Here is a 21,769-nt window from a genome sequence, read left to right on the forward strand (position 1 = left end):
TCGCACTCAACGAGCGGAGTATGCCCTCGCATTACGATAGGTTTCGTCGGCGCTACCCCACGCACGAAACGAAAGGCACACCATGTCCATCACCGAACCCAAGACGGCGCCCGCCGGCAAGTTGGAGTTTCTCAGTTTCCAGCTTGGCGGGCTCGACTACGGTGTTGAATTTCGCAAGGTCAAGGAACTGAGCACGCTCAAGTCGCTCGAACGCTTCGCCTCGGACGGCGCCATCATCAGCGGCGTGGCCGTCTCGCGCGGCGTGATCATGCCTATTGTCGACATGCGCATGGCCTTTGATGCGCGCGCCGGCGTGGCCGGACCGTCGACCGACGTCATCATTTTGCAGCTGGCCAGCTGCGTGGTCGGCATGGTGGTCGATGGCGTGACCGACGTGGTGCGCATGTACGCCGACCAGATCACGCCGATCCCCGGCACTGACGGCGACGGCGATTGCGACTACCTGCTCGGGCTGGGCGAAGCCGAGGGCCGGCGCCTGATCCTGGTCGACATCGACCGCCTTATGTCGATCAAGCGCGACAGCGCGCGCGATGAAAAGCGCGTCGCGTAAGTTCCCGCCTTGCTAAAAAACATTGTGGTGAAAGGGCGTTCTGCTCTTTTCACCGCAGCGTCCGCCAGCGTCTTCTACCTTTCCCTTCGCGTCATCACTCCACTCGTTCGGCAACTTCGCACGCCCCTGCTGTCGGTTTTATGCATCTCTGTTCGCTAGCTAACAGAGAAATTTCCAAGAGTAATTAATACTGATGCTATTGGGAAATTAAATGTGTAAAAGTTGCCACGGTGGCGATCCCGATATCAACCCAGCCAGGAGAGAACATGTCAACAGTTCCACTTACCGAAATCGAGCGCGACTTTCTGGATAATGGTGGTTCGCTGTGGTGCGTGCGGCGCGCCGGGGGCGGATGGCGGGTGCTCAAGCTCTCCAGCGACAATGAGACCATTTTGCCGGATGTGCAGGAAAGTGAATACCAGGCCGTGCGGCTGGCCTATTTGCTCACCGATCTGGCGCCGCCAACCGTCAAGGTGGCCGCGCACCATGCGATCGCGCGACCGGTGGGCGTACCCGTGCCGCCCTGTGCCCGACGCCCGGCGCAGCATGCCAATCCGTTCCGGCATCACGCCAGCTGAAGGCGCCCTGAATCGGACAGCCCGACGCAAGGCCATCGTCCTCAAAGCGCCACGCGTGCGAGGACGATGTGATGCTTTTTTACGCAGCCAGTCCTTCGAGCTGCTCCTGCAATTGCAGCCACTCCGCTTCCAGCGTCGCCAGGTCCTTCTTGTAGAAGGCCTGGTCGGCCATCAGCGTCTTGAGCTTGGCCTTGTTGGCCGCTTCGTAGACGCTTGACTCTGCCAGCTTCGCATCGACTTCGGCCTGCTGTTCATTGCGCTTGGCGATTTGCTCTTCGAGGCGCTTGATCTTGTTTTCGATCGGTTTTTTGAGCGTGGCCATGCGCTGGCGCTGCTCGGCGTCGTGCTTTTTCTGGTCCTTGGTGTTGACCGCGGGCGTCACCGGCACGGCCACCGCAGGCACGGTCGGGAACTCCGTCTTGTTGTCCTTGCCGGCCGCCGGCAGCACAGTGGTGCCCTTGCCAAGCTTGGTCTGGAACAGCCAGTCCTTGTAGTCGTCCAGGTCGCCGTCGAACGGTTGCAGCTTGCCGTCGGCGACGATGATGAACTGGTCGGTCGTGGCGCGCAGCAGGTGGCGATCGTGGGAGACCACGACCAGCGTGCCTTCAAACTGCGCCAGCGCCATCGTCAGCGCCTCGCGCGTTTCCAGGTCCAGGTGGTTGGTCGGCTCATCGAGCAGCAGCAAGTTGGGTCGCTGCCATACAATCAGCGCCAGCGCCAGGCGCGCTTTTTCACCGCCCGAAAATGGACGGATCGAGCTGGTCACCATATTGCCGGGGAAGTTGAAACCGCCCAGGAAGTTGCGCAGCTCTTGCTCGCGCACCGTGGGCGCGATTTTGGCCAGGTGCCACAGCGGCGACTCGTCGTGGCGCAGCATCTCCACCTGGTGCTGGGCGAAATAGCCGATCGACAGACCCTTGCCGAGCGTGGCGTCGCCCGTCAGCGGTTGCAGTTCGCCCGCGATGGTCTTGATCAGTGTCGACTTGCCGGCGCCGTTGACGCCCAGCAGGCCAATGCGCTGGCCGATCTGCAGCGAGAACTTAATGCCCGAGACGATCACCTTGTCCGATACACGGTCGCCATGTTCGTCGAGGATATGGTAGCCGGCGTTGACGTCTTCCATTACCAAGAGCGGGTTGGGCGCGGCCAACGGCTCGCGGAACTCGAACGAGAATTCGGCGGCCGCGCGCAGCGGGGCCAGCTCTTCCATTTTCTCGAGCGCCTTCATGCGGCTCTGCGCCTGACGCGCCTTGGACGCCTGGGCCTTGAAGCGGTTCACGAACGATTCGAGGTGGGCGCGCTGGCGCTGCTGCTTGGCCAGTGCGCCGGCGGCGAGGATCATCTGCGCTGCGCGCTGGCGCTCGAAGCCCGAGTAGTTGCCCGAGTAGCGTTTTAGCTTGCACTCGTCGATGTGGACGATGACGTTGACGATCTCGTCGAGGAAGTCGCGATCGTGGGAGATGATGATCAGGGTGCCCGGATAGCGCTTGAGCCAGTCCTCGAGCCAGATGATGGCGTCCAGGTCCAGGTGGTTGGTCGGCTCGTCGAGCAGCAGCAGATCGGATGGACACATCAGCGCCTGCGCCAGGTTCAGGCGCATGCGCCAGCCGCCCGAAAAGCTCACGATCGGCTGCTGCATCTGGTCGAGCGTGAAGCCCAGGCCGAGCAGCAGTTGTTCGCCGCGCGACTGCACGGTGTAGGCGTCGGCGTCGGCCAGCGCGCTGTAGATGTTACCGATGGCGATGCCGTTCTCGGTTGATTCCGGCTGCGCTTCGAGGCGCGCCAGTTCTTCCTCAAGTTTACGCAGCGTGGTGTCGCCGTCGATCGCGTAGTCGAGCGCGCAGCGTTCGAGCGGCGGCGTTTCCTGGGCCACGTACGCCATGCGCCACTTGGCGGGAAAGTCGATCTCGCCCTGATCCGGATGCAGCTCGTTGCGCAGCATGGCGAACAGGCTCGATTTGCCGGCGCCGTTGGCGCCAATCAGACCGATTTTATCGCCTGGATTGAGGGTTAGGTCGACATCCTTGAGGAGCGGCTTGGTGCCGCGCATGAGGCTAACGTTGAGGAAACGGATCATTGATTACTTCTTCTTCTAAATGGTGGTGGCGGAGCATGGCGGAATGCGCATTCGCTTTTCCGCCCTACGGCCCGCGACGGGTTTCGTAGGGCGAAAAGCGTCAGCGCATTCCGCCAAGCTCCGCCAAAAACTTATACGGCCCGTAGGGCGGAAAAGCGCAAGCGCATTCCGCCATGAGCCGCCAAAAACTTTACTGCAACTGCAGCTGTTCAGCCGTCAGCAGGAAAACCATATCATCACCCGCGCTGGTGGTCAGCCAGGTCAGCCCCAGGTGCCCGAACGCAGCCTCGGCATACTCCGCCTCATTGCCGATTTCAACCATCAGGATGCCATTCGGCGTCAAGCGTTCAGCCGCACCCGCAACGATCTTGCGCACCAAATCCATGCCGTCTTCGCCACCGGCCAGCGCAATGTGCGGCTCGCGCAAATACTCCGGCGGCAGCTTGCCCATCGAATCGGCATTCACATACGGTGGATTGGTGATGATCATGTCGTACTTCTTGAACGGCACATTCTGGTACAGGTCCGAGACAATCGGATTGACACGGCCATCAAGCTTGTAATCGCGAATATTGCGCTCGGCCACGGCAATCGCATCGGTCGAAATATCGATCGCATCGACCACGGCATTGGGGAAGCAGTCGGCCATCATGATCGCCAGGCAGGCCGACCCGGTGCACAGTTCAAGGATGTTCGCGACCGCGTACGGATCTTCCACCCATGGGCTGAACTGCTGTGGAATCAGTTCGGCGATGAATGAACGCGGCACCAGCACCCGCTCGTCGACATAAAAGGCGTAGGTGCCCAGCCACGCTTCATTGGTGATGTAAGCGGCCGGCACGCGTTCAACGGTGCGCCGCTCGATCACGGCCAGTACCTGCAGCACTTCTTCGGGCAGCAGGCGGGCGTCGAGGAAAGGGTCGAGCTTGTCGAGCGGGAGCTTGAGCGTGTGCAGGATCAGGTAGGCCGCTTCGTCAAAGGCTTCGGCGCTGCCATGGCCGAAGAACAGCTTGGCCGCGTGAAAGCGGCTCACGGCGTAGCGCAGCAGGTCGCGCGGGGTGGTAAACAAGGTGGCAAACGGGGTCGTGGTCATGACAGGTCTCGGTGCATAGTCGATTAAACTGCTGGCGCCAGCAGGTTTTCCAACGTGCGGCGATAGATGTTCTTGAGCGGATCGATGAAGCGCACTTCAATGTGCTCGTCGATCTTGTGGATGCTGGCGTTCGGAGGGCCGAATTCTATCACCTGGGGGCAGATGCGCGCGATGAAGCGCCCGTCGGAGGTGCCGCCCGTGGTCGATAATTCGGTGTGCACGCCCGTCTCGGCGACAATCGCGCTGGACAAGGCGTCGGACAGGGTGCCGCGCGGCGTCAGGAACGGCAGGCCCGACAGCGTCCAGGCCAGTTCGTACGCCAGGTTGTGCTTGTCGAGGATGGCGTGCACGCGCGCTTCCAGGCCGTCGGCCGTGCTGGCGGTGGAAAAGCGGAAGTTGAAGTCGATTGCCACTTCGCCGGGAATCACATTGTTGGCGCCCGTGCCGGCGTGGATGTTCGACATCTGCCACGACGTGGGCAGGTAGTAGTCGTTGCCGTTGTCCCACTGTTCGGCTGCCAGCTCGGCCAGCGCGGGCGCGGCCAGGTGAATCGGATTTTTGGCCAGTTGCGGGTAAGCGATGTGGCCCTGGATGCCCTTGATGACCAGGTGGCCCGACAGCGAACCGCGGCGCCCGTTCTTGATCATGTCGCCCAGGATGTGCGCCGAGGTGGGCTCGCCCACCAGGCAGTAATCGATGGTTTCGCCACGTTCGACCAGCTTTTCGCAGACGATCACGGTGCCGTCGGTGGCCGGGCCTTCCTCGTCGCTGGTAATGAGAAAGGCGATCGAGCCTTTGTGGTCGGGGTGCGCTGCGGTAAATTCCTGGCAAGCGACAACCATCGCCGCGATCGAGGTCTTCATGTCGGCCGCGCCCCGGCCGTACAGCTTGCCGTCGCGGTGGGTGGGCACGAAGGGTTTGGATTCCCACTGCTCGACCGGGCCAGTCGGGACCACGTCGGTATGGCCCGCAAAGACGAACACGGGCGAGCTTGTGCCGCGGCGTGCCCACAGGTTGGTGACGCCTTTTGACGTGATGGTTTCGCACACGAAGCCGAGCGGGGAGAGCAGTTCGATCAGGCGCTGCTGGCAGCCTTTGTCTTCGGGCGTGACCGAGGAAAGCGCGATCAATTCTTCGGCCAGCGCGAGGGTGGGCGACGGCGTCATTTGAACAGCTCCTGGTAATGGCTGTCCGAGAACCCGACCGAAAATTTGCCGCCGCGATCGAGCACCGGGCGCTTGACGACCGATGGTTGTTCAAGCACCAGTTCGAGCGCGGCGGCCTTGCTGGCGACGGCGGCGCGGCGCTCGTCGGTCAGCTTGCGCCAGGTCGTGCCTTTGCGGTTGACGAGCACTTCCCAGTCTAGCTGTTCAAGCCAGGCGGCTGCGGTGGCGCGCTCCAGGCCCTGCTTTTTAAAGTCATGGAAGTCGAACGCGTGGCCATGCTCGGCCATCCAGGTGCGCGCTTTCTTGACCGTGTCGCAGTTGGGAATGCCGTAGAGAGTCATTTTCATCGATAGTTGTTCACGCGTGGACGACAAGTGGCCCGGATGCGCGAAGCATGGACCAGTCTTACACTGTTTTTACAATGCGGGGGAAGGGCGACAGGATACCACATGCGCTGCGGGTAGCCCGAAAGACCAACGGGGTCAGTTACCCTATTACGACACGAGCTCTGCCGTTACTACATGAGCTCGTGTCGCAAAGGGGGAACTGACCCCGGGGGAGATGGCGGGCTCAGCCGCCGCGGCGGGCGACCGGCACGATGGATTCCCACTTCCGCTCGTGTTTGCTGACGCTCTTTTTGCAGCGCACGAACAGCGCCGGCTGCGCCAGGCCGTAACTCTTCGGCACCCATGCCACGCTCAAGGCCGTACTGCATTTGGGGTACTGCTCGTTCAAATTGGGCTCGAGTGCCTTGAATGTGGTCTTGTTCTTCTTGTTGTGAGCGATGAGGAACTTGCGGGCTGCTTGCCGGATCTCGTACAGGCCTTCCTTCTCGGCCGTCGAACGGTCCTGCTCAACGCCGCTCGCAGCCGGCGCGCTTGGCGCTTGTGCTGCAAGCTGGGCCAGTGCGCTTGCCTGATGGTGGCGCGCGATGAACGGTATCTTGGACGCGAGCGTCGCCGCCAGCAAGGCACTGGCGAGCACGCCCGCCGCAACCGCAATGCGCCACTTCGTCACGCCGCCGCCGGCCTTGATCTGCGAATGCAAGCGCGCCCCGATCTGCTGGGGGAAACTGCGCATGATGCGCCCAAGCGAGAGCATTTCAACGCCGATCCAGAGCGCCGCCCCAGCCAGCGCAGCCCACAGCGTGCAAATGAATGGCCCGTAAGTCGACGGCCCGAACGCGTACACCATGACCGAGGCCACGGCGGCCGCGCCGGCCACCCACAAGGCAGGGCGCGGCAGGCCGGCGCCGTACAGGCGGCCAAATCCCTGGCGCAGTGCGGCGCTGGCGCGCTGCACGTACGCCGCGTCCACCATGCCTTTGAAATGGGCTTGCATTGCGCCCGCCGCCGGCTGCGCGCCTAACTGTTCGGCGATCAACAGGTTCAGCTCGGAGGCGACAAACTGCTTCAAGGCGGGCAGCAGCGCCGTGTCCTTCGGGCGCGACCAGAACGACACCGGCGCCAGCGCCCGTTCAAGCGTGACGAGGTCGTTCTCGAGCAGGTGGCCAACGATATTGACGAAGTCGAGCACGCGCGCCTGCGGCCCCAGTCCATACACGGAAAAATGGCGGGCCGCAGCATGCAGCCTGGCGTACAGGGCGTCAATGCGCAGTTCGTAGCGGCTGCCCAGCGCCGCGCGGTCGACGACGTGATGGGCTTCGAGGTAGCTGCCATAGGCGGGCAGCTCGGCGGCCCCGATGCGCTCGCGGATCAGCGCTTCAAGCGTGGCGTCGACCGCGCCGAAGGTCAGCTCTTCCTGGGTGCTCACGCTGGCCGTGACGCTGGCCCATTCGTGCTGCACGCCGGTCGCCGCGCACTCGGCGCAATCGAAGCATCCGGCGCCGCCGCAGCCTTTGCAGGCGACGCTGCGCAGGCCCGCGCAGGCGCCGCACTGCGCCTGGCCGAAGGTGCAGGCGATGCAATGGATCGATCCAGCGCCGCCGCAGGCAAGGCAGGGCCGCTTGACCGGAACCTGGACGGTGACGTAGGCATTCGCGTCCGCGTCCCAGCGCTGCTCGCTCACTTGCCCGGTGGTGTGGCCGCTGCCGATGCAGGCGCTGCATGTCAGGCGCGTGGTGCCGGCGCATTGATGGCAATGCACGTTGCCGGCGCCATGACAGGCAGGGCAGCTGACGCGCCCGGCGCCGGCGCAGCCGTCGCACTGGACCTGGCACTTGCCATAGCAGTGCTGGCAGGTGAATTCAATGCCGTAGCGGCCGGGCGAATGGCGAAACGCGGCCTCGGGCGGCAGCACGCGGCGGTAGGCGCGCGGATCGTGCGCGACCCAGGCGCGCAGCGCGTCGTCGCAGCCGTCGCGCGCCATGCCAAGCTGCGTGTTCAGTTCAACTTTCAGGCGCGTGCCGTTGGCCAGTTGGGTGATGTCGCTCGGCAGCTGGCGTGCTCCGGCGTGCCACACGACGTCGAAATGCACTTCCTGGACTTGCGTGAGCGTCAAATTGACGGCCACCAGCTGGTCGGGGGCGTCCTGACGGACATCGCTGCGGCCAAAGCGCGTGGCGGGCTCAAGGTGGGCGGCGACGCTGTCGGCGATGCACCCGCCCGAAGGCAGGGCGGTCGCTTGCAAATCGGGGAATGTGAAAATGTCGACCAACCTTGTTTTCCTCTTGCTGAAAAGCTCACGGCGATCCATTGAACGGGACTCGGCCCAAACGTTCTATGGATCCCCGCGTGCGCGAGGACGATGTCACGGTGCTCTAAATGGCCGGATCAGGAGTTCAGCGTGAACTCGGTGAAGTTCGCGCCTTCTTCATCCTTTTTGTCGTTTGCTACATCCTGCGCATTGTTCGCGGAGTCGGGCCCGTTATTAAGCAGCCACAGCAAATTGGTGGCTGAATCGGCATTGGCCAGCGCTTCTTCCTGGGTCACCAAGCCGCTCTTGACCAGCTGGAACAAGGCCGACTCGAACGATTGCGACCCTGGCGACAGACTTTTTTCCATCGCTTCCTTGATCTGGCCAATTTCGCCTTTTTCAATCAAGTCCGACACGTAGCGCGTGTTGACCATGATCTCGACCGCCGCCTGGCGCGTGCCGCCGGCCGCCGAGCGCACCAGGCGCTGCGAGACAATCGCCTTGACCGCCGACGACAAATCCTGCAGCAGCGCGGCGCGGTTTTCGATCGGATAAAAACTGATGATCCGGTTCAGCGCGTTGTAGCTGTTGTTGGCGTGCAGCGTGGCCAGCACCAGGTGGCCCGATTGCGCATACGCCAGCGCGGCCGCCATGGTTTCCTTGTCGCGAATCTCGCCAATCAAAATGCAGTCCGGCGCCTGGCGCATGGAATTGCGCAGCGCGACGTAAAAACTGGCGGTGTCGCTGCCGATCTCGCGCTGGTTGACGATCGATTTCTTATTTTTGAACAGGTACTCGATCGGGTCTTCCAGCGTCAGGATATGCCCTGCGCGCAATTCATTGCGATGGTCGAGCATGGAGGCGATCGTGGTCGACTTGCCCGAACCGGTGGCGCCGACCAACAACAGCAAACCGCGTTTTTCCATGATCAGTTCGGACAGAATCGGCGGCAAGCCAAGGTCGTCGAGCTGGGGAATCACGGCCGGGACAAAACGGAACACCGCCGAAATGGTGCCGCGCTGGCGAAAAGCCGACAAGCGGAACCGGCCGAGATTGGGCACCGAAATACCCATGTTCAGCTCGTTGTCGCGCATCAGCTCGGCCATCTGCTCTTTCGAGGCAATCTCCCCCAGCAGCGCTTCGATATTTTCCGGGTCCAGCTTTTGCTGATTAATGGGAATCAAATTCCCGTTAATCTTGATCTGCACTGGCGAATTAACAGCGAAGAACATATCCGACGCGTGTTTCTCTTTCATCAGATGAAACAAGCGGTCCATTGCCATGATGATCTCCTCCGTGGATACTCTGTAGTTAGATGCCGCGCAGCAACTCGTTGATGCCCGTCTTGGCGCGCGTTTTGGCATCGACACGCTTGACGATCACTGCGCAATACAAGCTGTACTTGCCATCTTCGGACGGCAGGTTGCCCGACACCACGACCGAACCGCTCGGGACGCGACCGTAAGTGACTTCACCGGTAGCGCGGTCGTAGATCTTGGTCGATTGGCCGATGTACACGCCCATGGAAATGACTGAATTCTCTTCGACAATAACACCTTCCACGATTTCGGAGCGGGCGCCAATGAAACAGTTGTCTTCAATAATGGTCGGGTTCGCCTGCATCGGTTCGAGCACGCCGCCAATGCCGACGCCGCCGGACAGGTGGACGTTCTTGCCGATCTGCGCGCACGAACCGACGGTGGCCCAGGTGTCGACCATGGCACCTTCATCGACGTAGGCGCCGATGTTGACGTAGGACGGCATCAAGACCACGTTCTTGGCGATGAAGCTGCCGCGGCGGGCAACGGCCGGCGGCACCACGCGGAAACCCCCGCGCGCGAAATCTTCGGCTGTATAGCTGGCAAACTTGGTAGGGACCTTGTCGTAAAACTGCATCGTGCCGTCGGACGTCATGACGCTGTTGTTTTCCAACCGGAACGAGAGCAGCACGGCTTTCTTGATCCACTGGTTGACCACCCAGTCGGCGCCGGTCTTTTGCGCCACGCGCAAGGTGCCGTCGTCAAGTCCGGCAATCACGTGGGAAACCGCGTCGCGCAATTCAGCGGCGCCGTTCGATGGGGTGATCTCGGCGCGCTGTTCCCAGGCGGTATCGATGATGTTCTGGAGTTGTTGGGTCATGTTGGCTCTTGGTGGTGTTTCAGGTTTTTTTCAAGGCTGTGCAAAACTGGACGATACGCTGCGCCGCTTCCACGCCTTCATCGACTTCGGCGACCAGCGCCATGCGAATGCGGTTCTGCCCGGGATTGACCCCGTGCGCTTCACGTGCAAGGTAGCTCCCAGGCAACACAGTGACATTATAATCAAGGTACAGGCGGCGGGCGAATTCCGTGTCGGTCAAGCCCGTCCTGCGCACGTCCGCCCACAGGTAAAAGCCGGCGTCGGGCAATTCAACGTCCATGACTTGCTTGAGCATGGGCGTGACTAAGGTGAATTTCTCGCGGTATTTCGCGCGGTTTTCCTGGACGTGGGCTTCGTCGCCCCAGGCCGCGATCGAGGCCGCCTGCACCGGCGGCGACATGGCGCCGCCGCAATAGGTGCGGTACAGCAGGAATTTTTTGATGATCGCCGGGTCGCCCGCGACAAAGCCCGAGCGCATGCCCGGCACGTTCGAGCGTTTCGACAGGCTGGAGAACACGATCAAGTTCGCGTACGGCGACTCGCCCCCGCTGCGGCCCAACTGGTGCGCCGCTTCCAGCGCGCCCAGCGGCGCAAAGCTGCCATGGTAGATCTCGGAATAGCATTCGTCGGCGGCGATCACGAAGCCGTGCTCGTCGGCCAGCGCGAACAGGCGCTCCCAGTCTTCGAGCGCAAGCGTGGCGCCGGTCGGGTTGCCCGGCGAGCACAGGTACAGCAGTTGCACGCGCGGCCAGACGTCAGCCAGCACGCTGCTGTAGTCGCACGCAAAATTGCGACCCGGTTCGGAATTGACGAAATACGGTTCGGCGCCGGCCAGATAGGCGGCGCCTTCATAGATTTGATAAAACGGATTCGGGCACATCACCAGCGGTGCTTGTTTGGCGCTGTCGACAACGCAATGGGCGATGCCGAACAGTGCTTCGCGCGAGCCATTGACCGGCAAGACCTGGGTCGCCGCATTCAGTTCGGGAATGCCATAGCGGTGCTGCAGCCAGTTGGCAATCGCGCCGCGCAGCGCGTCGCTGCCGATCGTTGTAGGGTAATTGGCCAGTCCCTGCACGCCATGGGCCAGCGCTTTCTGGATGAAAGGTGGCGTGGGATGCTTCGGCTCGCCGATGCCAAGGCTGATGGGGGCGTAATGGGGATTCGGGGTGAGGCCGGCAAACAGTTGGCGCAGCTTTTCGAAAGGGTAGGGGTGCAGCTTGTCGAGATGTGGGTTCACGGCGATACCAGGGCTGATCGAGTCCTCATTATTATAGGCGACATTGGGCGCCTTCGCGCCAGGCGCCGGGATTCACGCCGGCCCACTCCTTGAAGGCGTGCGTGAACGCGCTTTGCTCCTGGTAGCCCAGCAAAAACGCGATGTCCACCAGCGAGAGCGTGTCCTGGCGCAGGTAGTCCGTGGCCAGCGCAAAGCGGGCCTGATCGAGCACTTGCTGGAAGCTGGCGCCCGCTTCATTGAGCTTGCGCTGCAGCGTGCGCGGCGACAGATTGAGTTCGTCGGCGATCGACGACAGGCGCACCCGGTCGTGCGCCAGGTTCTTGATGATGGCCGCATGCACCTGCGCGGCAATGCCCTGGTCGCTGCGGGCGCGCTCCTTGAGCAGCGTTTCAGCGTGCTGCTGCAGCACCGGGTACAGGCCGACGTCGGCATTGGGCACCGGCCAGGCCAGCAACTGGGCGTCGAAGTGGGCCGCGTTGACCGGTTCGTCAAACAGCGGCAGCGCGCCGAAAATACGCTCGTACTCGGCCGCGCTGCCCTCCATCGCGTGGGTGAACTGCATCTTGGACGAGGGCAGCGCCATGCCCGCCAGCCAGGTGCTGAACACGCGAATGCCGGCAAATACGCTCTCGACCAGATGACGGCTGGCCGACGGGTAGTTGCTGATCCATTGGTACTGCGCCTGCGCGCCGTCCAGCGCCAGCTTGGATCCGCCCAGGTCATGCGCCAGCTGTTCGTAGCGCATGGTTTGCTGAAAAACCTGGCCGAAGTCCTTGCACGACAACAGGATCAGCCCATACACACTGTAGGTGCCCAGTTTGACGCGCTCGCCCACATGCAGGCCAAAATGGGGATCGTCCGCCAGTTGCGCGCCCACCGCCAGCAGGCGCACGTAATCGTCGGCGGCCAGCGAGTCGGGCAGAGGGCCGAGCGCGTCGGCCGGCATGTTGGCCGCGAGCGCGAGCTGGCGCGCGCTCACGCCACGCGCCTGCGCCGCCTCCAGCAGCGGCTGGAGATAGGAACCCGTGACGCGGCGCGTGTCAGTGCGAACCGCTGGCATGTTTGAACAAGAGTGTTGTCATAAAAGCGCAATACAAAATGGCGGCCTGGCGTTACTCTGCCAGCCATGGAAACTGGCTTAGACAAGTATAACGGGAAAATTCGATGAAACGGTGGAACGGATGGGGCGACGACGCCATTGATTTTGCGCTGGGCGGGGACGCGCTGGCATTTTTACATGAGCGGCTGGGACCGGGTGGCAAGATGACCGATGCCACGCTGCGCCAGGCCTGCGACCAGCTGGCGCCGACGCGCTTGCCGTGGCACCCGCTGGTCGACATTTCGCCGCCGGTGCGCGTGGCGCACGCACTTGGGCAAAGCCTGCCGGACTGGCTGCGCATGCGCCATGGGCGCATCGACACCGCGCCCGACGGCGTGGCTTTTCCGGAGAGCGGCGACCAGGTGCGCGAGCTGCTCGACTTTGCCGCCGCCAACGGCGCCATGGTGATTGCCTGCGGCGGCGCCACCAGCGTGGCCGGACATATCACGGTACCGGGCGGCGCCATGCCGGTCCTGACCATCAGCATGACGCGCATGCGCGCCATGCTCAATCTCGACATCGAAGCGCAGCTGGCCACGTTCGAGGCGGGCGTGTTCGGTCCGGACCTCGAAGCGCAGCTGCGCGCGCATGGTTTTACGCTCGGCCACTTTCCGCAGTCGTTCGAGTATTCGACGCTGGGCGGCTGGGTTGTCACGCGTTCGTCCGGCCAGCAGTCGCTGCGTTATGGCCGCATCGAGCAGCTGTTTGCGGGCGGGCGCGTCGAGTCGCCGGCCGGGCGGCTGGACCTGCCGACCTTTCCCGCGTCCGCCGCCGGCACCGACCTGCGCGAGATGGTGCTCGGCTCCGAAGGGCGCCTGGGCATCCTGACCGAAGCGGCGGTGCGCATCACCAGGTTGCCCGAGCATGAAGCTTTTCATGCGGTGTTCTTCCCCAGCTGGGAAGCGGCGGCCCTGGCCACGCGCACGATCGCGCAAGCCAGACTGCCACTGTCGATGCTGCGCCTGTCGAACGGCGCGGAGACGACGACCATGCTGACCTTGGCCGGGCACAAGCGCCTGATCGGCGCGCTCGAAACTTACCTGGGTTGGCGCGGCTGCGGCGAAGGCAAGTGCATGCTGATGATCGGCGCCAGCGGCGGCAAGGCTGCGGCCAAGGCGGCACTCAAGGGCGCGCTGGCGCTGGCGCGCAAGCAGGGCGGCGTGCACGTGGGGCGCAAGATGGGCGAGAAGTGGAAGCAGAACCGCTTTCGCAATGTCTACCTGCGCAATACGGCATGGCAGCACGGCTACGCGATCGACACCGTGGAAACCGCCGTCGACTGGCCGGGCGTCACGCCCATGATGCACGCCATCGAAGAGGCGGCGACCGAAGCACTGGCCACGCGCGGGGAACGGGTGCACGCCTACACGCACCTGTCCCACGTATACGCGCAGGGTGCCAGCGTCTACAGCACCTTTGTGTATCGCCTCTCCGGCACGTACGAGGGCGACCTGGCGCGCTGGCGCGCGCTCAAGAGCGCCGTGTCCGAAGCGATCGTTGTTAATGGCGGCACCATCAGCCACCAGCACGGCGTCGGTACCGACCATGCGCCCTATCTGATTGCCGAAAAAGGCGCGCTCGGCATCGGCGCCATGCAGGCGCTGTTTCGCCACTTTGACCCGGAGTGCCGGATGAATCCCGGCAAACTGGTGGCAGCATGAACGCGCCGTGGCAGGCCGGCTGGCGCAGCTCCCTGTCGGCGCTGGCGCTGGCCGAACGCGAGTGGGATTTGCTGATCATCGGCGGTGGCATCACTGGCGCCGGCATCCTGCTCGAAGCGTCGCGCCGCGGCCTGAAGGCGCTGCTGGTCGAGCAGCGCGACTTTGCCTGGGGCACGTCGAGCCGCTCGTCGAAACTGGTGCACGGCGGCCTGCGCTACCTGAAGGAAGGGCGCCTGGGCCTGACGCGCGAATCGGTGCGCGAGCGCGACGCCTTGCTGCGCGAAGCGGGCGGGCTGGTGGAAAGCCAGAGCTTCGCTTTTGGTGACTATGTGGGCGGCAAACCGGGCCGCAAGATGTTCTTGCTGGGCCTGGCCATTTATGACCTGCTGTCGGGCAAGCGCGAGCGCCATTATGTCGACAGCACCGAATTTTTGATGATGGTGCCGAACGTGGGCCGCATCGACCTTGCGGGCGGCATGTGCTACACCGACGCCAAGACCGACGACGCGCGTTTGGTGCTGCGCGTGCTGCAGGAGGCGCAAAGCCACGGCGGCGTGGCCGTCAATTACCTGGCCGCGCAGTCGCTGCTGCGCAGTGCAGGCAAAGTCACCGGTGCCCGCCTGCATGACGCCGTGGGCGGCGGCGAGTGCGATGTCAGCGCGCGCCTGGTGATCAACGCCACCGGCGCCTGGGCCGATGGTCTGCGCGGGCAAACCGGCGCCACACCAAAGATACGCCCGCTGCGCGGCAGCCACCTGGTGCTGCCGGCCTGGCGCTTGCCGCTGGCGCAGGCGGTCAGCCTGATGCATCCGGCCGACGCGCGCCCGGTATTCGCGTTTCCGTGGGAAGGCGTAACGCTGGTGGGCACCACCGATGTCGATCACGCCGCGTCGCTCAATACGGAAGCGGCGATCACGCGCGCCGAAGTCGACTACCTGATGCTGGCGCTGGAGACGCAGTTTCCGCAGCAGGGCTTGAGCGAGGCCGATATTCTCGCCACCTACGCCGGCGTACGCCCTGTGATCGACAGCGGCCAGGCCGATCCGTCCAAGGAAGGGCGCGACCATGCTGTTTGGGTCGACGCGGGCCTGCTGACCGTCACCGGCGGCAAGCTGACCACGTTTCGCGTGATCGCCCTCGACGCATTAAAGCATGCAAAGCCGCTGCTGCCAGGCTGGCACGACCAGCTCAAGCCGCTGCCGATTTTTGCAGATCGCGTCCGGCTTGGCATGCGCCTGCGCGGCGCGCAGCGCCAGCGCATTGAAGGACGCTACGGGGCCACCGCCCCTGCGCTGCTGGCGGCGGCAGCGCCCGGCGAACTGGAATTGATCCCCGGCACCCAGACCCTGTGGGCCGAGTTGCGCTGGGCGGCGCGCTGCGAAGCGGTGCTGCGGCTTGAAGACCTGCTGCTGCGCCGCACCCGCCTTGGCCTGCAGCTGCGCGGCGGCGGCGTGGAGCATCTGGCGCGCATTCGCGCAATCTGCCAGCCGGAGCTGGCGTGGACCGACGCGCAATGGGAGACAAGCCAGGCCGCGTATCTGGCATTATGGAACGCTAACTACAGCTTGCCGACATGACCGTTAAAACCATCCTCGCCATCGACAACGGCACGCAGAGCGTGCGCGCGCTGTTGTTCGACCTGAACGGCAATATTGTGGCCAAGTCGCAGGTGCACCTTGAACCGTATTTTTCGCAGCAGCCCGGCTGGGCCGAGCATGACGTCGACGGCTACTGGCAGGCCGTGTGCGAAGCCTGCCAGGGCCTCTGGGCACAGGACGGCGCAGACAAGACCAGCGTGCAGGGCGTGGCCGTGACGGCGCAGCGCGGCACCATGGTCAACCTGGACAAAGACGGCAAGCCGCTGCGCCCGGCCATCACCTGGCTTGACCAGCGCCGCACCGACAGTGTGCCGCCGATCGGCGCATGGTGGGATGCAGCGTTCCGGCTGGCGCGCGTCAAGGCCACGGTGGATTTTTTTCGCGGCGAGGCCGAGATCAACTGGATCAAGGCGCACCAGCCGGACATCTGGGCGCGCACCGACAAGTTCCTGCTGCTGTCGGGCTACCTCAATTACAAGTTGTGCGGGCGCTTTGCCGATTCGATCGGCTCGCAAGTGGCCTATCTGCCGTTCGACTACAAGAAGCAGCGCTGGGCCGCAAAGCGCGACTGGAAGTGGCAGGCGCTGGCCATCACGCCGCAGATGCTGCCCGAGCTGGTGACGCCGGGCACGGTGATTGGCAAGATCGACGCGGCGGCCGCTGCGGCGTGCGGCATTCTGGAGGGCACGCCGCTGCTGGCGGCAGCGGCCGACAAGGCTTGCGAAGTGATTGGCGCCGGCTGCCAGGAGCCGCACATCGGGTGCCTGAGCTACGGCACCACGGCCACCATCAACACCACCACCACGCGCTACGTGGAAGTGACGCCCTTCATTCCGCCGTATCCGGCCGCCATTGCGCACGCGTACAGCACCGAGGTGCAGATTTTTCGCGGCTACTGGATGGTCAACTGGTTCAAGGAGCAGTTCGGGCACCTGGAACGGGCGCGCGCGCTGGAACAAGATATCGCGCCCGAAGCACTGTTCGATGAACTGGTCAATGCGGTGCCGGCCGGGTCGATGGGGCTGATGCTGCAGCCATACTGGACGCCGGGAATCAGGGTGCCGGGACCGGAGGCGAAGGGGGCGATCATCGGCTTTGGCGACGTGCACACGCGCGCGCACGTGTACCGCGCGATCCTGGAAGGGCTGGCGTATGCGCTACGCGAAGGCAAGGAGCGCATTGAAAAGCGCAGCGGGGTGAAAATCACCGAGCTGCGCGTGTCGGGCGGCGGATCGCAGAGCGACGCGGCGATGCAGCTGACCGCCGATATTTTTGGGTTGCCGACGGCCAGGCCGCATTTGTACGAGACGTCGGGACTGGGCGCGGCGATCGATGCGGCGGTGGGACTAGGCTTGTATCCGGACTTTGCCAGTGCGATCAAGGCGATGACCAGGGTGGGGAAGGTGTTCCATCCGATCCCGGAAAACCAGCGGATGTACGACCAGCTGTATCATCGCGTGTACCGCAAGATGTACGCGCGGCTGCAGCCGATGTATGCGCAGATTGCGCAGATTACGGGGTATCCGAAGCAGGTGTAGGGGGAGGGGGCTGTAAAACCGTCCACTGCCGCCCGTCGTCAAAGGCAGCGCTGTTGATCTAACCAGTAACGCATCAACATCGTTCTCGCGAAAGCGGGGACCCATAGTACGGGCGCCAACAGTTTGATTACGAATCAACGCGTTATAGTAATCGGTTCGATTCAAGGTAAACATGACTCGTCGGTTCTATGGGTCCCCGCGTGTGAGGACGATGTAGTGCTGCGGCACCGTCGTCCCTTCTGCAACAGCCGCGTGCGCGAGGACGATGTGGTTGCTGTGCTATAGCTGCCGGTCCTGGCGGTCATGCCAACCTTCGCCCTACATCCAATACGACCCCTGCAACGACAAAGCCCGCGGCGCCATCGGCAGATCGTGCGGCAATTGCAGTCCCGGGGCCGGACTCGGCTCACGTACGTCGGCGTTCAGGGCATTGCGAAGCGCCGCCGTAACATCCCATTTCCCCCGTCCACGCTCGCTGTGCAAGGTCAAGTCAAGCGTGGCATAGTCGGCCACCGGCTTGCGCACATCCCCCGGCGCACGCGCTCGTCCTCGCACCACATTGAGCTGCGCGCTGACCAGGTATGCGCGCGCAAACTGCCAGTCGGCGCGCCCGTATGCATGATGGCGCGGCGCATAGCCCGCATTTTGGCCGGTGGCCTTGTCAATCGAGCGCTGCCAGCTGTAATTGCCCGTCACGCGCAGGTCCTTGCCGACCTTGATCTGCGATTCGAGTTCCATGCCGTTGCCGTCCTGGTCGCCCGTGTTGCGGTACGTGGCGCCCGTGTTGGGCGTCGCGTTGGGCACCGTGCGGATGATATTGCTCATCGCGTAGCGGTAAATGGTCAGGTTCAGCTGGGTGTCGGCGCGCACCTGCCAGGAAATCGCCGCTTCGAGCGTGTGGTTCGTTTCCGGCTTCAGGTTCGGATTGCCGCGAATGACAGGGTTGGCCACGCCGTAGCTTTCAATGAAGGCCGGCGCCCTGAAAGCGCGCCCGTACATCAGCTTGGCGGTCAGGTTGTACGACGCGTCCCACACCAGCGCCCCGCGCGGATTGGTGGTGCCGCCAAAGTCGGAGTAGTGATCATGGCGCACGCCGGCGGTAACGGTCCAGTCGGGCGCGAACGTCCATTCATCCTGCACGTAAGCGTAATCGACCTGCCGGCGCTGGGGAAACAGAAAGGGATTGGTGCTGGAAAAGTCGATTGTTTGCGACAGCGGGACCGGCACCCCGCCCGCCGTGTAGTTGAAATTGCGCGTTTCATGCGTGTCGTACAGGTTCAGGTCGTCATGGCCGATGCCACCGCGCACGTTATGCCCGCGCCAGCCGGCGTACGCGGCAAAGGCCGAGGCGCGCAACTGCCTTTCGGAAAAATCCGGGCCGCCCAGCATGCCGTTCGGAAACAATCCGGTGGGAAAGCGCAGGCCGGGCGGGAAAAGCTGGTAGTCGACCGGCGTGGTCTGCTTGTAAGTCATGCCGGCGAGCATGGCGCCTGCGCTCCATCCTTCGCCCAGGTTCGCGTCAGTCCAGGACAGCTCGCCCGTGACGCGTTCGCTTTTCGACTTGCCCACCGGGTCCAGCACGTTGGCGATGCCGGCGCCGGTGCCGACATTGTCGCGGCCCTTGTAGCCGGCCCGAAAACGCCACTTGTCGACGCTGATGTCAAGGTTGCCGTCGATGGCGTCGTTGCCGACATTGACCGGCCCACCGGCCAGCGAAGCGCGGGTGCCGAAGATGGCATCGTTGCGGCTCTGGGCGTCGGCGTCGATGATGCTGCGAAAACCGTGGGTGCGCCCGGCGCGCAGGTACACGGCCACGCTCGCAGGGCCGAGCTTGCCGCCGTGCTGGACCCAGGCGTCGCGCGTGGCAAAGCTGCCCACGCGCATGCCCACTTCGGTGCCGCGGGTGTCGGCCGGGCCCTTGGTGATGATATTGATGACGCCGGCAAAGGCGTCCGAGCCGTACAGCGCCGAGCCGGGCCCGCGCAGCACTTCAATGCGCGCGATGTGTTCCACCGGATAGCCGCCCCAGACGTTGCCCTTGTTGTTCAGGTAGGCGGACGTGACGGGAATGCCATTTTGCAGCACCAATACTTGCGACAGGTAGGCGCTGTAGATGCCGCGCACCATATACAGGGGGGAATATTGGTTGGGCGAGCGGCTGATATGGATGCCGGCGATCGTCTCCAGGATATGGTCCAGGTCGGTCGCGCCCATGGCGGCGATGTCTTGCGCGGTGACGACCTAGGCCACGGCCGGCGCGCGCCGCAGCGATTGCTCACTGCCGGTGGCGATGGTGACGTTGCTGGTGTCGCCGTAGACGAGGGCGAGCTCTTCTTCGTCGGTGGCTTGCGCGCTGGCGCTGAAGGCTTGCAGGATCAGCAGCATGGCAAGGCATGGCTGCAACGCGCGGTTCAATCTCACATCGGCTCCTGTTGGTATTGTTTTTGGCAACACTTGAAGTGTGTTGCGCTTTATCAATACAACAGTACTATAACTTGCCGGAAAGTGACAATTATTTCAGTTGCATAATTGCACCTCGATGCACCTCAATCCATCTCGACCGACATCGCCCTCGCGTGCGAGGACGATGTCGGCCCTCCCTTACAGTTGCGCGGCGATCAGCTTGCCCAGCACGGCCACGCCTTCACGGATCCGCTCCGGCGGCACCGTCACGAACGACAGGCGCAGCGTGTTCGTTTCCGGTTCGTTGGCGTAGAAAGGCGCGCCCGGCACGAAGGCCACCTTGGCCGCGATCGCCTGGTCCAGCAGCTTCATGGCGTCGATGTGCTTTGGCAGCGTTACCCAGATGAACATGCCGCCTTCCGGCTTGGTCCAGGTGACGCTGGATGGGAAGCACTCGGTCAGCGCGTCGAGCATGGCCTGGCACTGGTTCGCGTACAGCGTGCGAATTTTTGGAATGTGCTGGTCGAGGAAGCCATCCTTGATCACTTCATACACCACCATCTGGGTCAGCTGCGCGGTGTGCAGGTCGGCGGCCTGCTTGGCCAGCTCCAGACGGCGTACCAGCGGCAGCGGCGCGACCACGTAACCCAGGCGGATGCCCGGCGTGAGCACCTTCGAGAACGAACCCATGTAGATGACGCCGTCCGGATTCATGTTCAGCATCTTGGGGAAAGGCTCGCCCTTGTAGCTTAGCGCGCCGTACGGATCGTCTTCGATCAGCGGAATGCCCAGGCGGGCGCACGTTTCGACCAGCTCCACGCGGCGCTCGATCGACAGGCTGCGCCCGGTCGGGTTCTGGAAGTTCGGCAGCGCGTACAGCATGCGCGCGCCGTCGGCGACCGGGTCGATCGACGACGGCACCAGGCCGTGGTCGTCGGTGGCCACCGATTTGAATTCGGGACGGTAGACCGAAAACGCTTGCAGCGCGCCCAGGTAGCTCGGCGTTTCAACCAGCACGCGGCTGCCTTCGTCGATCAGCACCTTGCCCAGCAGGTCGAGCGCCTGCTGCGAGCCGGACGTCATCAATACCTGTTCCGGCATGATCTTGCAGCTGTCCGTGGACAGGGAATTGGCAATCCATTCGCGCAGCAGCGGATAACCGTCGGTCGGGCCGTATTGCAGGGCCACTTTGCCGTTTTCGGTCAAGACCTTGTCGAAGGCGGCCTTCATCTGCTCGATCGGGAAGGTGGCAGGCGACGGCAGGCCGCCGGCAAACGAGATGATCTCGGGGCGCTGGGTGATCTTCAGGATTTCGCGGATGAACGAGCTTTGCAGCTGGCTTGCGCGCTCCGAAAAACGCCAGTCGATCGGATTTGGATTTTCAATTTTCATGCTGGTCTCACAGAAGAAAGGGGCCGCGTCGCATACACATATCAGGCCATTATAGAGCACGCTTTGTAAGCGCACGGGAAGGGACTGGCCTGGGTAAGGCCGTCCGGATTCGGAGAAAAAACTACGCTATTTCTACAACCATGTCGATCTCGGCGCAGGCGCCCAGGGGAATTTGCGCCACGCCGAAGGCGGCGCGCGCATGCTTGCCGGCCTCGCCAAAAACCTCGCCAAACAGCGCCGAGGCGCCATTGGTGACCAGGTGATGGTCGGTAAACGCCGGCGTCGAATTGACCAGGCTGGTCAGCTTGACGATGCGGGTGACCCGGTTCAGGTCGCCGCCGCAGGCTTCCTGCAAGGTGCCGATCAAGTCGATGGCGATCTGGCGCGTTGCCTGCTGGCCTTGCTCGACGCTGACGTCCTTGCCCAGCTGGCCAACGATGACGGCGCCGTCGGCGGTGCGCGCCAGGTGCCCCGACAAAAACACCAGGTTGCCGGTTTGTACATGCATCACGTAGGCGGCCACTGGTGCCGCAGGCGCTTTCAGGGTGATGTTGAGTGCTTTGAGCTTTTCGTAGGCAGACATGGGTTTCTCATCTTGGTGGGTAGGCAAGACGGTATT

The 21,769-nt window shown here is 63.4% G+C and carries 18 protein-coding genes and 1 pseudogene; 5 read left to right on the forward strand and 14 right to left on the reverse strand.

Annotated features, from left to right (window positions below; all coding sequences use genetic code 11):
- Window positions 1-82 precede the first annotated feature (82 nt).
- Together ACP7D4_RS17150 and ACP7D4_RS17155 are read left to right on the forward strand one after the other, a co-directional pair.
- Window positions 83-571: a chemotaxis protein CheW gene (locus ACP7D4_RS17150; protein ID WP_426102832.1), complete on the forward strand. Its 489-nt coding sequence runs from the start codon at window positions 83-85 to the stop codon at window positions 569-571.
- Window positions 572-837: 266 nt separating this feature from the next.
- A complete protein-coding gene (locus tag ACP7D4_RS17155) occupies window positions 838-1,149 on the forward strand; it encodes a hypothetical protein (protein ID WP_426102834.1) in 312 nt (103 codons plus the stop codon).
- Between the two features lie 79 nt (window positions 1,150-1,228).
- On the opposite strand, the gene ACP7D4_RS17160 is transcribed toward ACP7D4_RS17155, so the two are convergent.
- From ACP7D4_RS17160 to ACP7D4_RS17200, 9 genes are all read right to left on the reverse strand, one after another.
- On the reverse strand, window positions 1,229-3,226 hold the full coding sequence (locus ACP7D4_RS17160; protein ID WP_426210322.1) for an ATP-binding cassette domain-containing protein: 1,998 nt from the start codon (window positions 3,224-3,226) through the stop codon (window positions 1,229-1,231).
- Between the two features lie 190 nt (window positions 3,227-3,416).
- Window positions 3,417-4,319 (reverse strand): 50S ribosomal protein L3 N(5)-glutamine methyltransferase, encoded by a 903-nt coding sequence (gene prmB, locus ACP7D4_RS17165; protein ID WP_426210324.1) that lies wholly within the window; start codon window positions 4,317-4,319, stop codon window positions 3,417-3,419.
- 23 nt (window positions 4,320-4,342) lie between these two features.
- Window positions 4,343-5,485: a succinyl-diaminopimelate desuccinylase gene (dapE, locus tag ACP7D4_RS17170; protein ID WP_426210326.1), complete on the reverse strand. Its 1,143-nt coding sequence runs from the start codon at window positions 5,483-5,485 to the stop codon at window positions 4,343-4,345.
- Window positions 5,482-5,832, reverse strand: a complete 351-nt coding sequence (locus ACP7D4_RS17175) for an ArsC family reductase (protein WP_426210328.1) — start codon at window positions 5,830-5,832, stop codon at window positions 5,482-5,484. The genes dapE and ACP7D4_RS17175 overlap by 4 nt, the downstream gene beginning before the upstream one ends.
- A 223-nt stretch (window positions 5,833-6,055) precedes the next feature.
- On the reverse strand, window positions 6,056-8,101 hold the full coding sequence (locus ACP7D4_RS17180) for a hypothetical protein (protein WP_426210330.1): 2,046 nt from the start codon (window positions 8,099-8,101) through the stop codon (window positions 6,056-6,058).
- A gap of 116 nt (window positions 8,102-8,217) precedes the next feature.
- Window positions 8,218-9,363 (reverse strand): PilT/PilU family type 4a pilus ATPase, encoded by a 1,146-nt coding sequence (locus ACP7D4_RS17185; RefSeq protein WP_426106999.1) that lies wholly within the window; start codon window positions 9,361-9,363, stop codon window positions 8,218-8,220.
- 28 nt (window positions 9,364-9,391) lie between these two features.
- Complete coding sequence (dapD, locus tag ACP7D4_RS17190) at window positions 9,392-10,219, reverse strand: 2,3,4,5-tetrahydropyridine-2,6-dicarboxylate N-succinyltransferase (protein WP_426107001.1); 828 nt, start codon at window positions 10,217-10,219, stop codon at window positions 9,392-9,394.
- Between the two features lie 19 nt (window positions 10,220-10,238).
- Window positions 10,239-11,459, reverse strand: coding sequence for a succinyldiaminopimelate transaminase (gene dapC, locus ACP7D4_RS17195; protein ID WP_426210332.1), 1,221 nt, complete (start codon window positions 11,457-11,459; stop codon window positions 10,239-10,241).
- Between the two features lie 31 nt (window positions 11,460-11,490).
- Window positions 11,491-12,519, reverse strand: a complete 1,029-nt coding sequence (locus tag ACP7D4_RS17200; RefSeq protein ID WP_426210333.1) for an AraC family transcriptional regulator — start codon at window positions 12,517-12,519, stop codon at window positions 11,491-11,493.
- A gap of 104 nt (window positions 12,520-12,623) precedes the next feature.
- Here ACP7D4_RS17200 and ACP7D4_RS17205 point away from each other — a divergent pair, with 104 nt between their 5' ends.
- From ACP7D4_RS17205 to ACP7D4_RS17215, 3 genes are read left to right on the forward strand one after another with little or no spacing between them, the layout of a single operon-like run.
- A complete protein-coding gene (locus ACP7D4_RS17205) occupies window positions 12,624-14,219 on the forward strand; it encodes an FAD-binding oxidoreductase (RefSeq protein WP_426107005.1) in 1,596 nt (531 codons plus the stop codon).
- A complete protein-coding gene (locus ACP7D4_RS17210) occupies window positions 14,216-15,796 on the forward strand; it encodes a glycerol-3-phosphate dehydrogenase/oxidase (protein WP_426210335.1) in 1,581 nt (526 codons plus the stop codon). Before ACP7D4_RS17205 ends, ACP7D4_RS17210 begins: the two co-directional genes overlap by 4 nt.
- On the forward strand, window positions 15,793-17,355 hold the full coding sequence (locus tag ACP7D4_RS17215; RefSeq protein WP_426107007.1) for an FGGY-family carbohydrate kinase: 1,563 nt from the start codon (window positions 15,793-15,795) through the stop codon (window positions 17,353-17,355). The genes ACP7D4_RS17210 and ACP7D4_RS17215 overlap by 4 nt, the downstream gene beginning before the upstream one ends.
- 318 nt (window positions 17,356-17,673) lie before the next feature.
- Here the strand turns inward: ACP7D4_RS17215 and ACP7D4_RS17220 are convergent, their stop codons facing one another.
- From ACP7D4_RS17220 to ACP7D4_RS17240, 5 genes and pseudogenes are all read right to left on the reverse strand, one after another.
- Window positions 17,674-19,239 carry a TonB-dependent receptor plug domain-containing protein gene (locus tag ACP7D4_RS17220; protein WP_426210374.1) on the reverse strand — a complete coding sequence of 522 codons (1,566 nt, stop codon included), beginning with the start codon at window positions 19,237-19,239 and terminating at the stop codon, window positions 17,674-17,676.
- Window positions 19,240-19,302: 63 nt separating this feature from the next.
- Window positions 19,303-19,584, reverse strand: a pseudogene (locus tag ACP7D4_RS17225) (TonB-dependent receptor); the annotation flags it as partial.
- A 12-nt stretch (window positions 19,585-19,596) separates the two neighbouring features.
- Window positions 19,597-19,776, reverse strand: coding sequence for a hypothetical protein (locus ACP7D4_RS17230; protein WP_426210337.1), 180 nt, complete (start codon window positions 19,774-19,776; stop codon window positions 19,597-19,599).
- A 180-nt stretch (window positions 19,777-19,956) separates the two neighbouring features.
- Entirely contained in the window at window positions 19,957-21,150 is a 1,194-nt protein-coding gene (locus ACP7D4_RS17235) for a PLP-dependent aminotransferase family protein (RefSeq protein ID WP_426210339.1), read from the reverse strand.
- A gap of 121 nt (window positions 21,151-21,271) precedes the next feature.
- Entirely contained in the window at window positions 21,272-21,733 is a 462-nt protein-coding gene (locus ACP7D4_RS17240; RefSeq protein WP_426210341.1) for a RidA family protein, read from the reverse strand.
- Window positions 21,734-21,769 lie beyond the last annotated feature (36 nt).

It is taken from the genome of Massilia sp. TWP1-3-3 (genome assembly GCF_049897805.1).
In the GTDB taxonomy this organism is placed as follows: Bacteria; Pseudomonadota; Gammaproteobacteria; order Burkholderiales; family Burkholderiaceae_D; genus Telluria_A.